Raw genomic sequence first — 13,613 nt, 5'->3', positions numbered from 1 at the left:
CCTTGCTCCGGTAACAGGGTCTGAATTCGCCTTGCTCGCACCACAGAATGCAACAGGCACTTTACCAAAATCGTGCAGCGCATTCCGGTCGAGATCATTCTGGATCCCATCGAACCGACCGAGGGGCCATCCCTGCGGCCCGGAACGTCAGTTGTCGTTGACATCAACACCAAAGAAGGCAAGCAGCAATGACTGCCACCGGAGCCCCGTCATCAAGTGTGCCTATGGCAGGGGCTGATGTGCCCTTTGAGCCCAAAGGTGGTATGTTCGGTTTCTTCCCGATGATTGTCCGGATTGACCGACCCAACTGGCACCTGTTCAAGACGATCGACTTTCTTAGCATCGTGCTTGTTGCCGGCTTCCTCGGTTCGCTGGAATTTGTCCTTGATGAAGGAGCCAGAAAAGACTGGTTTGAAAGCCGGTTAATTGTTGCGTTTGCCTTTCTGTCCGCAGCGTCCGGGATATTGCTGGTCTGGCGCAGCCTGACACCGGAACACCCGACCATTGAATTGCGCGTTTTTGCGAACCGGAATTTCACCGTCGGCTGCATCCTCGCGTTTGTCCTGGGGATGTGCCTGATTGGGCAAACCTATATCGTGCCACAGTTTCTCTCCCATATTCGGGGTTACAACGCCATGCAAATCGGTCATGTCATGGCGGTAACCGGTTTGGCGATGTTTCTCAGTGCTCCGATTGTCGGGAAGCTCGAGACAATACTGGACGTCCGCGTCATTCATTTCTGCGGCTTTGCCCTCGTGTGTCTGGGTCTCTATCTCAACTCGCACATGACAACGGAAGTGGGCTTCAACGAGTTGCTGGCCCCTCAGATTACACGAGGCGTTGGTCTCATTCTCAATCTGGTGACCATTACCACCGTGTCTCTGGGCACCTTGCCACGCGACATGGTGAGTGCCGGGTCGGCCCAGTTCAATGTATTCCGTAACATGGGCGGAGCGGTGGGGCTTGCCCTGATCAACACCCAATGGGACGGACGATATGACAAGCATTACTGGTGGATGATGGAGCGGTTGACGAACACCAACCAGATTTTTTCAGATCAGGTGACCATGCTCTCCAATTACATGGCCCAGCTCTCTGGTGTGAACACGGATAGTGAGGTCGCTGCCCTTTACAACATTACAGCGCAGGTGCAGAAGCAAGCCTCGATCATGGCCTGGAATGATGTCTTCCTGATGCTTGCGGTTGCGTTCCTGTTTGCCGCTCCCTTCACACTGCTTCTGTCCAAGCCAAAAGCTTGAGCAAGATGCCGCGGCACAAGCAAAGCGGTCCAGTCGAAGGCTATGGCATGGTTGGTCCGAAAGACATCCATTGGCGTGAAGACCCCCATGCACCGGCATGGTCAACCGCCCCCCTGCTCAGGCGGCGTTCTGTCTGGAGTTGACCATGTTGCGGCCATTGCTCTTGCTGAAATAGAGAGCGGTATCGGCCTGTATCAAAAGGCTCTTGGCATCCATAGCCTCGGTTGCAGTCTGGGTCGCGACGCCAATGCTTGCTGTAACAACATTGGCAGTGCCTGATTTTTCATGTGCGATGCCACGAGCCTGAATGGTCCAGCATATTTGATCAGCAACGGCTTCGGCTTGCCTGTTGTCAAGGCCAGCGAGGATGACGGCGAACTCTTCGCCTCCGATGCGGGCCGCAAACCCCGTCTCGCACGCTTCCATGATGGCCCTTGCGACCTGTTTCAGGCAAGCATCGCCAGCCGGGTGTCCATAATAATCGTTGTAATTCTTGAAATGGTCGATATCGATCATCAAGACCGAAATTGGCGCCCCGTTGTCTTTTGCTTTCTGGATTTCAGAATCAAGACGGATATCAAAGGCACGGCGGTTTGGCAGCTCTGTCAAGGGATCGGTTTGCGATAGCAGTGCCAGTTCTTCTGCCTGCTGCTGGATAACCAGATTGCGGATATTCTCGCGCAGCATCAGCAGATAGCTGTTTCGTTCCGACTTCTCGATGCGATAGCTTGCAACCAGAGAAAAAATCATCGCAGAGAAATAGGTCTCGATAATCGACGAAACAGTATGCCACGAAGCATCCAGAAACAGGATCGCTGAAAGAGACATGACAACCGTCGCCAAGCCCGAGGTGATCGCCTTGCATTTGAACGTCATGGGGAAGGCAATATTGAACGTGATGATGGCCAGCACCTGCCCGAAATAGATTCCTATGGCGCCATTATCCGCGAGATAGTTGTGATTGACTGCGGGCACCAGGGACACAAACAAACACAGCACCGCAAACAGGAACTCTCGCCTGAACTTTTTCTGCGGAAAGAAGTGGAGCAATGCTGTGGCCATCAGGGTCGGTAATACAACCAAAAGATGAGCCGCCAAGAGAAACGTGCCGACACGCTGCGGCAAGACTTCCCCTTTGGCAACAATGCCAACACAGATCGCCTCAAAGATCAGAAGAGAAATCAACGCCACCTGAACAAACTGCTTGTTCCGCAACGTATTGATTCTATTTTGATAATGATTTTCCAGCTCAGTATCGAACCGAAGGGACAATCCGGTCCTCGCCATTTCGGTATCGGTCAGCGCATATAGATGTGTCTGAGCAAGGTCACCTTTGAACATGGAAGAAATTCCCTACACGAGTATCCAAGTTCTTAAGTAGCTCATATTGGTGAACAAATGCACAATCCAATCCTGGATTGTTTTTGCGAATGAAACCGAATAGGCACCTCTCAGCCTCCCCTTCAAGAGGCCTTCGCACATAGCCAGACTTGCTCCTCAATAAGCAAAAAAGGGGGGCCTGAATCAAGCCCCCCTTCTCGTTTGATTGCCAACAGAGCTTTCACGCTACTGATGCGTTCGATGCCTTGCCTTTTTTCCATCTGCCGAGCAGATAGCGGATAAAGGGCAGGAACAGCGTCAGGATGGCAGCGAGCAAAAGCACGATCGTGATTGGTCGCGTGTAGATAAAATCGTAGCTGCCATTCGACAGAGACAACGCCCTGCGGAAATTGGCTTCAGCCATTGGGCCCATGATCAGGGCCAAGACAACCGGAGAGGCCGGGAACTCCCATTTCTGCATGAAGTAGCCAACAACACCTGCAACCAGCATGATGCCAACGTCAAACAGCGAATTGTTGAGCGCGTAAGTGCCGACAATGCAAAGGATCAGGATGGCTGGAGTCAGGATTGCGTTGGGAACTTTCAGCACCTTGGAGATCACCCGCAAGGACAACAGGCCAAAAATCAGCATGCAGATGTAGCAGAAGAGCATACCGATGAAGAGCGTGAAGACCATGTCCGAGTGCTGCTGGAACAGCAAGGGACCAGGTTGCAACCCCTGCAGGGTCAAGGCGCCGAGCATGATCGCGGTGACAGCATCACCCGGAATGCCCAGTGTCAGCATGGTCAGCAAGGCACCACCGGTACAGCCGTTGGCACCAGACTCGCAGGCGGCAACACCGGCCAGCTCCCCTTTGCCGAAATTCTCCGGCGTCTTGCTGAAGCGCTTGGCTTCGCTATAGGCAACAAAGGCCGCCACGTCAGCGCCAGCCCCCGGGATCATGCCCATGAGGACACCCAGGATGGTGGAGCGGCCGATGGTCGGCAGGATCTTGCGGAATTGCATCCATGGCGGCAACAAGCGCCCAAGCGCGGTGGTTGCGGTTTCACGGAATTCCGGGTTTTCCATTGCCTTGAAGGCTTCCGCCGCAGCAAACAGGCCGATCATCACGGCGATGAAGGGCACTTCATAGAGCTCGCTGAAACCGAAGGTGAAGCGAGGAAAGCCCCCCATCGGGTCAAGCCCCACCATGGCGAGCAACAGACCCATGAAGCCGGCAATCAGCCCCTTGATCGGATAGCGCCCTGCAATGGAGGAAATGATGGACAGGCCAAAGCAGGCAAGAGCGAAACTTTCGGAAGCGGAAAACTTGAGAGCGAAGTTGGCCAGAATCGGCGCCATGAAGATAAGCACCAGAATACTGCCCGTCCCGCCAAGGAAGGAGGACATCGTGGCGGTGCCAAGGGCGATGGAAGCCTTGCCCTGTTTGGTCAGTTCATAGCCGTCCAGAGCCGTCGCTGCCGCCGCCGGGGTGCCGGGGATTTTGAGCAGAATGGCAGTCACCGAACCTGCATAGACGCCGCCAAAAAAGACACCACAGATCATCAGGAGACCCGAAATCGGGTCCATGCCGAAGGTGAAGGGCAGCAGAATGGCGACGCCCATGGTGGCCGTCAAGCCGGGCATGGCGCCAATGAAAATGCCGAGCAGAACCCCCAGCATGGCAAAGAGCAGGGCAACCGGATCAGTTGCCAGATTGGTAACGCCCTGCAGAAGCATGGAATAGTCGAGCAATGTAAAAGTCTCCTTCTGCCGAGCGTTACATATCGAACAGGGTTATCTCGGGAAGTGGAACACTCAGCCCGTAGGAAAAGACCAGATAGATGGATGCGGACAACAGGACGGCAAAGATGCCGTTCCAGAGATACTGGCGTCGCCCCATAAGCCTCATGAGGGCAAAGAGATAGAGGATCGAGCAGATCTCGAAGCCCAGATACGCCATCGCGTAGATGCACAGGACGGTTGCTCCCACGCCAATCAGCACTCGCCAGTAATTCGGTTTACTGTCCGGGGTGGCTTCATCTGTTGGTGCGATGGCATCCGGGCTTTTCAGCGTCAGGACGATTTGTGCCACGCAAAGCACGATCAGGAAGAAGGCAAAGATATTGGGAAAGCGGGCCGGACCTATGTCGGTAGGAAGCGGGGTTTGGGGAAAGCTGAAAGTCAGAAAAACAGAACAGAGGGCAATGACAATGATCAGAGCGAGAAAGCAAAGCGTTCCGATCCGATCCCCCCTGGTCAGAGCAGCATCTTCGTTCTGACTGGTTGCTGAAGCGCTCATGGTGTGATCTCCAATGCGCCCGGCGGCATTCGCAAGGAAGTGCCACCGGAACTGATTATCTCAGGAGCGAACCCCTATTTTGCCAGACCCAGGTCAGTCATGAGCTGTTTGTAGTAAACATCGTCATGAGCGATCTTTTTCTGGAAAGCTTCGCCGTCAAGATAGAAGAAGTTGAGGTTCATCTTGGCCAGCTGTTCCTGGAATGCAGGATCGTCAGCTGCCTGTTTGGTGACTTCGCCAATAACCTTCAGAGCGTCTTCCGGCACTTTGTTCGGAACGACAATGCCGCGCCAGGTGCCGATGGAAAGGTCAATGCCGCCTTCCTTCAGGGTCGGAACATCAGGGAAGGCCTTGACGCGTTCGTCAGCCATGACACCCAGCATCTTGAGGGTCCCTGCTTTCACGAAGTTGGAAACTTCAGCCGGGCTGACGGATACGGCTTCGATATGGCCGCCGAGCAGCGACGTTACGGCCGGGTTGGCCCCTTCGAACGGAACGTTGTTGAATTTGACGCCGGTTTCCTTGGACAGGGCTTCGGCAGCAAGATGCCAGATGGCGCCGGTGCCGGAGTTGCCAACGCGAACTTCACCGGGATGTTCCTTTGCATAGGCAAGGAATTCCTCAACGGTGTTCCATGGTGCATCAGCGCGAACGGTGATGGCGCTCGGGTCTGCGTTGAGCTGTGCAACGGCCTTGAACTCGTCAGCCTTGAAGGTGGCAAGGCCCATGTGTGGCAGCATGGTGATTTCAGCAGTGCCCATGCCGACGGTGTATCCGTTCGGGCGGGCCTTGGCGATCGCGGTGAGGCCGACGGCACCACCACCACCGGTCCGGTTCACAACGCCGATGGCTTTTGAAAGATGCTTGTTGGCAGCATCAGCAAAGGCGCGGGCGACCAGATCGGTACCACCACCAGCAGAATAAGGAACAATCAGTTCGATGCCCTTGTTTGGAAAGCTCGCAGCCTGAGCCTGAACCCCAACCAAGCCCATTGCTGCAGCCACAATTGTGCCAAGCATGAGTGTACGACGATTCATAATATTACCCTCCCGAGTAAACTCGTATCATTCATTATCATTGTTCTGCACCTTCACGATTATTTGTGAGGTGCCAATAAGATCCCCGTTACATGGCCTTCCGTTCATTTCTGATGGCTGTAACGAAGTTTTGTGCACGCTCGGCAAGTTCGGTCGCAGTGAGACCTGGCTTGTAGAGCGCACTTCCCAGTCCGAACCCTGCGGCTCCGGACATGAGGAATTCATGCATGTTGTCCGGGCGGATGCCCCCAACCGGCAACAATTTTGTGTTCTTTGGCAGGATGGTTCCGATGGCCTTGACCACTGCCGGAACCAGCAACTCTGCCGGAAAACATTTGAGCGCGTTGGCACCGGCCGCAAGGGCAGCGAACGCTTCCGTCGGAGTGGCAATACCCGGCGTGCAGATCATGTCTGCTGCACGAGCGGCCTTGATCACTGCATTATCCGAATGCGGCATGACCACGAGATCGGCACCGATGGCAGCAAGTCGGCTCACCTCGTCCACGGATGTTACCGTACCGGCACCGACCAGCGCATCTGTCGGCAATGCCTTGCGAACGGCTTCGATACTGGTGAAGGGATCGGGCGAATTGAGCGGAATCTCGATCAGACGAAACCCTTGATCGTAAAGCACCTGTGTCAGTGGCAAGGCCTCATCCGGGCGAACACCGCGCATGATGGCAACCAGTGGCAGGTGTTCAAAGGCAACTTCAAATCGATCTAAGAGAGTGTCTGACATATTTCTTCTTCCTCAATCCAACAAACCGGCTGCCTTTGCGAGCCAGAACAGCCCGTCAGGCGCTGGATTCCCGCCCCCAGCGCAGGGAGCTTCCGAATTTCATAGGGACGTCCACCCCAGTCCTGGTCAGTCAACATCACGCCTCCCAAGATCCTGAGAAATGGCTGCCGATGTTTCCCGCACAAGCGGCGCAAGCTCGTCCATGCGTTCAAGAGGCATGAAGGGAACGGCACTTGCGACACTGATAGAGGCAACCAGCTTGCCAGAAATATCGAAAATCGGAGCGGCCACGCAGCGAATACCGATCTCGTTCTCTTCCATGTCGACGGCAAAGCCCTTTTCTTTCGACCGGGCAAGGTCAATCTCGACCTCTTTCCATGGCCGTGGTGCCACACGCTCGGGATGGCCCGCCTGCATGGCGCAGCCCCGGTCGTAATAGTCACGCCAGAGCTCTGACGGCAGGCCTATCAGCAGAGCCTTGCCAAGCCCGGTAAAAGCCATCGGCATGCGCTGTCCGACCTTGGATCGCATCACCAAGCCGCCTTGTGTACCATTGATCTTGGACAGATAAAAAACCTCGACCCCGTCGGGGATGCCAAGATGCACCGTGTCTCGGGTTTTGCTTGCAAGCGCCTTTAGATGGGGTTCGGCAACGAGAGCAAGAGGTTGCTGCTCCTTGGCCTTGTGGCCAAGAAAAACCAGCTCAGGACCGAGCAGATAGCCGTGACTGGGCAGATTGTAGAGATAGCCGAGCTGAACCAGGCTGGACAGCATCCGATGCGCAGTACTGCGCGGAATGCCGACAGCACGCGCGATCTCACCGGCGTCTTTTATATCTGAGGCGACGATCTGCAAGATCTCCAAACCACGCGCAAGCGTCTGCGTTCCCTTTGGGGAAGAGGGCTTGACTGATGGCTCAACCACTTTGTGCTGCATTGAAAATTTCTCCTGTGGAAGTGTTAGGAGCATGCATAAGAAATGTCAAATAGTAGAATATCAGTTCAAATAGTGAGACACGTTGGTGGAAAATTTCCGCTGAGTCAACTGTATGGCCATCCAACAAAAGCAGCTTTCCGAGAACCATGGCGACATCCTCGATGCTCTCTGGAAAAGGGCTGAGAGGATCCCAAGACGAACAGACGCAACAAAGCGATATGGTGCAAGCCCTGGTGTTGTTTGGGTTGTTTCAGCTGCAATCTGATGAACACGGGCAGCACCATACTCCCTCCCTGTGTTGTCTGCGTGTCACTGCGACCGTTGGCGCTCAACGAGCAAAGCTTTTGCCGATCACAATCTTGGATGTGCAGTAGGGTTTGGCACATCTTTTGCTTTCCGTTTTGTAGTTTTTAGAGAAGGCCACACCATGCAGCTCCCCATTTCAGGCATGATATCTCCGACGAAGCCTATCCGTTTGATGGCGACGAACGCACCCCAATCAGAAGATGCTTCGAAACAAGCATACGTGACAAAGGCAGAAAGCGATTCTCGTCCGGAGGCGTTGAAAGGCACTTACGCCAATCCGCCATTGACCGCTGAAACACAGGCGTCTCTTCTGGCACTTCAGGAAGATGCATCCCCTGACACGTCGGTGCAATCTGTTGATATCAATGGGCTATCGATCATCGTCTCAGGGCATAGCGTCGATGCTCGGGATGGCGTGTCTCTACTTCGAACACTCTCCCCGTCAGAGACCAAGTCCATGATGGCGGTGATCGCCTCAATGGATGACAGCACTGAGAATACAGGTGACGCAGGATTGCAGGAAGGGTCACAATCTGGCAGCAATATCATCAGGCTGGATAGGCAAGGTGTCATGATGGAGGTTGAAACCGAAGCCCTTGAGGCTCTGCCGGAGGGAGCCACATCTGCCTACATGAATGAGGATTTCCTTCACAGTCGCGGCCGTTGGAGCAGCGAAACTCCCTTGGAAATGAACAATTCCGATCGGGCCGTTGAGGAGGGGCGCAGATCGCGCCTTGAGACTCTGATGAATACCGTCGACGCCGAACGCCAGCTCCGGGCGCAATATGGCCAAGACGTCAAACTGATCTACAGCCACACCGACAACTCCTACATCATGCTGACACCGGATGATGCGAATTATGACACAATGAAGAGTGCGGAAAGCGCTGTACAAGGCGTCATTGACGACGTTCACAAAGGCTTTGTGGACAAAAGTACGGTTGCCGACATCTTGCAGCGGTATGGATACACCATCTAACGCTCGATTGACCGTTCACATTCTTCCCGGCAAGCCTTGCCCAGAGGGCAACATCTGCCCGGCAGCAAAGCAAGCCTACGTGCAATTGTCAGCCCTTTGATCTCTTGCCCTGACCCTTGCAAGCGTTTCGTTATTTTGCGTCGATGCGGATCGGTTGCTGGCCTCTATTTTGTGGGATGAACGATACTGTCCGGGGGGCTTGCCAGACATTGGGTGAAACATCGCGACAAACGCTGAAGGCGTACTGTATCCGAGTTCGAAAGCTGCTTGCTGGATGGACGCTCCGGCGGTTAACGCCTCAACGGCCCGCAAGAACCGCAATCGCTGGCGCCATTCAACCAGTGTCAGCCCCAGTTCACCAAGGCATCGCCGTTGCAGCGTCCGGCCTGTGGTATTGATATACTCGGCCCATTCTGCAACCGAACGATCATCTGCGGGGATTTTCCGCAGCTTTTCAAGAATTTTCTGAAGTTCTTTGGATGTCGCATAAGGCAGGTAATTCTTTTGCTTGGGTGCCTGTCCAAGCTGATCGACCACTTGGTTCAGCCGACCGCGACGGGTGATTGTTTCATATTTGCCGGGATCGAGTGTATCGAGCGAGACATTGATCCGGCGCACCCCAGCCTGTACCAACGCCTGCGCTTAACGGGCCAGTTGGGTGCCATTGGTCGTCAGGATAAGCTCGTCAAGCAGGCCCTTCTCCTGCTCGCGTCCGAGGGCTTCAACCAGTCAAGCACAGACCCAGCTTCAAACGGCAACTCGCATACATAGTCGCCGCCAAAGTCAACCCAGGCATCGTGGATCTGATCGGCCATCTTGCCACCACCGGCAAGTTCGTCGCCAGTTGAAAACACCGCAACCCGTGGCTGGCGCGTAACCATAACCTCGCCAAACCCGTTGGCTGCGAGCAGGCCAACATGACGCGGAGCAATATGCTGCCCCCGCTTGACAAGTTACGCCCCTAGAGGCTGAGCACTCCCCTGTCGGCGGATGTTTCTCCCCGGTTTCGGTGGGTTTTGAAAATGCACGCGATCTCCGGCCACAGTCGTGTCTTCAAACATGACGATCGTATCGCATCCGAAAGGAAAGGGAGCTCCGGTGAAAATCTCCAACGCCATACCCTTCGGCAAATCCCTTGGCGCGGACCCCGCAGCAACGGTACCTGCCAGCGGGAGAGAGTTGCCATCGCCGAGATCGGAAAGAGCAAGAGCAAATCCGTCCATGGCTGAATTGTCAAAAAACGGCATGGCTTCAGGTGCGAACATATCCTCTGCCACGATCCGGCTCACCGCTTTGGCAAGGTCGATCTGTTCGGTCTGGGAGATGGGAGAAACCTGGGCAAGCGCCAACGCAACGGCCTTGTCGAGTGGAATTAGACCGGCCTTTGTTTCGCAGCAGGCGTCGGTTTGGTTGCCGACGTCGGCATTGCCACCGCGCTCAGGCTGATTCATGAAGATGCGCACCGGTCATGGACAATCACCAGCCTCGCCCGGGCCTCCGGCATGTCGCGGTCCGCTTGCTTTGACCGCTTCACCAGAACCGTCGGGATGCCTCCGCGCCGTTTCTCGCGTCTCGTTGCATCAACCGGACCACAGCTCCCTTCAACGCGGTGACACGAAAACCGCTTCGTGCCTTTGACCATTTTCAATCGACAGCACTCCACCATTGAGTTCATGACCGGGACAAAAAGCAAACCCCAGTGCGGCGACAGCATGGTTGTCGAACTTCTCCCTTTGCTAATTTCACCTGCTGACGCTGTGTGAATTATAATCATCGCCCTCAAAAAAAAGCTTGAAGCTCTAGTCACTAGAGCTTGTATGAATCGACTCGACCACAACACGCCCGGACCGTTTCCGGGCCGGGAGAGACGAAAATGGATAATGTCGAACGTCGCGAATGGACCGTTAGCGGGATGGATTGTGCCTCTTGCTCGGCGAAAGTGACCAAGGCGGTCGAGCGCCTTCCGGGTGTCAGCGATGTCAAGGTCGCCCTGATGAGTGAACGCCTGTCGCTCAACCTTGCCCCTGATGGCACAGCGCCGGAAGAAATCGAGACCATCGTCAAGCGGCTCGGATACGGCATCACACAGCGCGGTGTCGCTCCAACGGCAGTGGCAACCGAGATGGAAGCGCAAGCTGAGGCGCATTGTCATGGCGGGTGTTGCGGGCAGAATCATGATCACACAAAACATGATCATGCAGGGCATGACCACGCCAGCCAAGACCATGCCAGCCATGATCCCATCGGGCATGGTCATGTCGACCCTGCCGACCGTGGCAAGAGATGGTATCAGACCAGCAAGGGGCGTTTGGTGCTTTTCACGGGCGTTCTGCTCGGGCTTGCATGGGTGTTCGAATTGCTCACCTCCACCGCCTATGGCTATTGGGCCTTCACCGTCGCCTGCCTCATTGGCGTTGCTCCCATCGCAAAGCGCGCTTTCGAGGCGTTGCGGCTGGGCCAGCCTTTCACCATTGAAAGTCTGATGACGATTGCCGCTGTGGGAGCCCTGTTCATTGGCGCTGCCGAAGAGGCCGCCCTTGTCGTCTTCCTGTTTGCGGTTGGCGAGGTGCTTGAAGGCGTGGCGGCAGGCAAGGCGAGAGACGGAATTCGGGCTCTGGCCAATCTTGTTCCCAAAATCGCGCTTCTGGAAAAGGACGGCAAGACCAAAGAAATTCCGGCTGAGCGGCTGGCAATCGGCCAGACCGTTCTGGTTCGGCCCGGCGATCGCATTCCGGCAGACGGCGAGATCGCCGAGGGCGTGAGTGGCATCGATGAAAGCCCGGTCACCGGCGAAAGCGTTCCCATCACCCGCGGGCCGGGAGAGGCGGTCTTTGCCGGCTCGATCAACACCGAAGCCGCGCTCCGCATTACGGTGACCAAAACGGCTGCCGACAACACCATCGCACGCATCATCAAGCTCGTCGAAGAGGCCGAGGAAGCCCGCGCACCGACCGAACGGTTCATCGATCGGTTCAGCCGCTGGTACATGCCGGTGATCGTTGCCGTGGCCGCGCTGGTCGTGCTCGTTCCACCGTTGGCCATGGGGGCGGATTGGGACACATGGATCTATCGTGGTCTTGCAATCTTGCTGATCGGCTGCCCCTGTGCGCTGGTCATCTCCGTTCCCGCCTCGATTGCCTCGGCTCTGTCCTCGGGCGCAAAAAAGGGCCTGTTGATGAAGGGCGGCGCGGTGATCGAGGCTGCCGCCGGTATCAACCGCATCGCCTTTGACAAGACCGGGACGCTGACCCATGGCAAGCCGAAGGTGACCGATATCGTTCCTGCCCCGGATGTCGCGGAACCCGATTTGCTGGCGCTCGCGGCAGGCGTTGAGGCCGGGTCGTCGCATCCGCTGGCTCAGGCAATCCTGCGCCATGCAGAGGATGCGGGGATCAAGGCGCTTCCAGCATCCGATGCCCGCGCCATTGTCGGCAAGGGAGTGGAAGCGGTGATCGAGGGTGCGACGGTCTGGGTTTCCTCGCCTCGCCATGCACAAGAGGTCGGCGGACTGCATGCCGAACAGGCAGGGCAGGCAGAGACGCTCGAAGGCGAAGGCAAGACCGTGGTTGCGGTGTTCCGCTCGGGCAGCCCGCTTGGCCTGATTGCGCTGCGCGACGAGCCACGGGATGACGCGGCCGAGGCCATGCGCCAGTTGACGGACATGGGGATTACCCCTGTCATCCTGACCGGCGACAATCCACGAACCGCCGAAGCCATTGCCGCACAACTCGGCACGGATTATCGCGCCGGAATGATGCCGGAAGACAAGCAGGAAGCCATTCGGGCGATGGGCAAGAAGGGGGGCGTCCTGATGATCGGTGACGGCATCAACGATGCTCCGGCGCTGAAGCAGGCGAGCGTGGGCGTTGCCATGGGCTCGGGCACCGATGTGGCGCTGGAAACCGCCGACGCGGCAATCCTGCGCGACCGGGTGACCGACATTCCTTCTCTGATCCGTCTGGCGCGCGCGGCGATGGGCAACATCCACCAGAATGTGACGCTGGCACTGGGGCTGAAGGGCGTGTTTCTCGTAACGTCTATTCTGGGCTTCACCGGGCTCTGGATCGCCATCCTCGCCGATACGGGCGCCACGGTTCTGGTCACGCTCAACGCGCTGCGGCTGTTGCGCTTTGATCCAACAAGAGAGAGCTGAAGGCCGCCTCCGGGTATGATGGTATTCCCAATGACAAGGGCTGTCCGAGATGCTCGCAGCCAACACCAGTTCACGGGCATAAGCTGCAAGGCTGTTACCCGGCACCTGACATTCGAGCCAAACGCAGCATCTTCAGCAGCCAGAGGGAGCCTTCCGAGCCGACGACGTTCGATAGCAACGTCCGCAAAACCTTCAGAGATGAGGTTTGCTAGACGGCTGAGAATACGATCATTGAATAAAACGAGAATGTCGGACTTGGTCGGTACGTCGCCCCACGCGAGCTCTACCGGAGAGCCGCGACCGCTTCGCCCGTGGAGGAAGGTCAACATGCCTGCGGCAAAGTCGATACCTTACAGGGGGCATTGCGGAGAGACAGTCCTTCTGGCGGATCTGGCCGATATTGATTTTTCTTTTTGTCTCTAGAAGTTTAGCCCTACTTGCATTGTGAGCATTCAAACGGAATGTGTAGCAAAAAGTGTAGCAACTGTCGTTGGCCGGACGACGTTGCAACACCGGTGAAAAGGGTACAATTCATGAGCGGTTTGATCAAGCGCGGTAAAGGGACTTTCCATTTCAGGATG

Annotated in this window: 12 protein-coding genes; 4 read left to right on the top strand and 8 right to left on the bottom strand. The window is 56.1% G+C overall.

Annotated features, from left to right (window positions below; genetic code table 11):
* The first annotated feature begins 188 nt into the window (after positions 1 to 188).
* Positions 189 to 1,259, top strand: coding sequence for an MFS transporter (locus tag DSL70_RS00450; protein ID WP_119305935.1), 1,071 nt, complete (start codon positions 189 to 191; stop codon positions 1,257 to 1,259).
* A 117-nt stretch (positions 1,260 to 1,376) separates the two neighbouring features.
* On the opposite strand, the gene DSL70_RS00445 is transcribed toward DSL70_RS00450, so the two are convergent.
* Positions 1,377 to 2,243 (bottom strand): GGDEF domain-containing protein, encoded by an 867-nt coding sequence (locus tag DSL70_RS00445; RefSeq protein WP_245418082.1) that lies wholly within the window; start codon positions 2,241 to 2,243, stop codon positions 1,377 to 1,379.
* 102 nt (positions 2,244 to 2,345) lie between these two features.
* Here DSL70_RS00445 and DSL70_RS22140 point away from each other — a divergent pair, with 102 nt between their 5' ends.
* Complete coding sequence (locus DSL70_RS22140; protein ID WP_162916259.1) at positions 2,346 to 2,570, top strand: hypothetical protein; 225 nt, start codon at positions 2,346 to 2,348, stop codon at positions 2,568 to 2,570.
* Between the two features lie 250 nt (positions 2,571 to 2,820).
* Here the strand turns inward: DSL70_RS22140 and DSL70_RS00440 are convergent, their stop codons facing one another.
* The 5 genes from DSL70_RS00440 to DSL70_RS00420 all read right to left on the bottom strand — a co-directional run bounded on the left by DSL70_RS00440 (position 2,821) and on the right by DSL70_RS00420 (position 7,594).
* On the bottom strand, positions 2,821 to 4,335 hold the full coding sequence (locus DSL70_RS00440; protein ID WP_119305933.1) for a tripartite tricarboxylate transporter permease: 1,515 nt from the start codon (positions 4,333 to 4,335) through the stop codon (positions 2,821 to 2,823).
* A 25-nt stretch (positions 4,336 to 4,360) separates the two neighbouring features.
* Positions 4,361 to 4,882 (bottom strand): tripartite tricarboxylate transporter TctB family protein, encoded by a 522-nt coding sequence (locus tag DSL70_RS00435; RefSeq protein ID WP_119305932.1) that lies wholly within the window; start codon positions 4,880 to 4,882, stop codon positions 4,361 to 4,363.
* A 74-nt stretch (positions 4,883 to 4,956) separates the two neighbouring features.
* The gene (locus DSL70_RS00430) at positions 4,957 to 5,919 is read right to left on the bottom strand and encodes a Bug family tripartite tricarboxylate transporter substrate binding protein (RefSeq protein WP_119305931.1); all 963 of its coding nucleotides are present in this window, start codon (positions 5,917 to 5,919) and stop codon (positions 4,957 to 4,959) included.
* Between the two features lie 88 nt (positions 5,920 to 6,007).
* Entirely contained in the window at positions 6,008 to 6,658 is a 651-nt protein-coding gene (locus DSL70_RS00425) for a 2-dehydro-3-deoxy-6-phosphogalactonate aldolase (RefSeq protein ID WP_119305930.1), read from the bottom strand.
* A 126-nt stretch (positions 6,659 to 6,784) separates the two neighbouring features.
* Positions 6,785 to 7,594 carry an IclR family transcriptional regulator gene (locus DSL70_RS00420; RefSeq protein ID WP_119305929.1) on the bottom strand — a complete coding sequence of 270 codons (810 nt, stop codon included), beginning with the start codon at positions 7,592 to 7,594 and terminating at the stop codon, positions 6,785 to 6,787.
* A gap of 427 nt (positions 7,595 to 8,021) precedes the next feature.
* Between DSL70_RS00420 and DSL70_RS00410 the strand changes: the two genes are divergently transcribed.
* Complete coding sequence (locus DSL70_RS00410; RefSeq protein WP_119305927.1) at positions 8,022 to 8,879, top strand: hypothetical protein; 858 nt, start codon at positions 8,022 to 8,024, stop codon at positions 8,877 to 8,879.
* A gap of 75 nt (positions 8,880 to 8,954) precedes the next feature.
* Here DSL70_RS00410 and DSL70_RS00405 read toward each other — a convergent pair whose 3' ends face one another.
* Together DSL70_RS00405 and DSL70_RS00395 are read right to left on the bottom strand one after the other, a co-directional pair.
* A complete protein-coding gene (locus DSL70_RS00405; protein WP_119305926.1) occupies positions 8,955 to 9,512 on the bottom strand; it encodes a helix-turn-helix domain-containing protein in 558 nt (185 codons plus the stop codon).
* Between the two features lie 320 nt (positions 9,513 to 9,832).
* On the bottom strand, positions 9,833 to 10,330 hold the full coding sequence (locus DSL70_RS00395) for a MoeA family protein (protein ID WP_162916258.1): 498 nt from the start codon (positions 10,328 to 10,330) through the stop codon (positions 9,833 to 9,835).
* A 422-nt stretch (positions 10,331 to 10,752) separates the two neighbouring features.
* On the opposite strand from DSL70_RS00395, the gene DSL70_RS00390 reads away from it, so the two are divergent.
* Positions 10,753 to 13,032 carry a heavy metal translocating P-type ATPase gene (locus DSL70_RS00390; RefSeq protein ID WP_119305923.1) on the top strand — a complete coding sequence of 760 codons (2,280 nt, stop codon included), beginning with the start codon at positions 10,753 to 10,755 and terminating at the stop codon, positions 13,030 to 13,032.
* Positions 13,033 to 13,613: the final 581 nt, after the last annotated feature.

Source organism: Cohaesibacter haloalkalitolerans (genome assembly GCF_003574655.1).
In the GTDB taxonomy this organism is placed as follows: domain Bacteria; phylum Pseudomonadota; class Alphaproteobacteria; order Rhizobiales; family Cohaesibacteraceae; genus Cohaesibacter; species Cohaesibacter haloalkalitolerans.
This window is presented reverse-complemented; position numbering and strand designations above follow the sequence as displayed.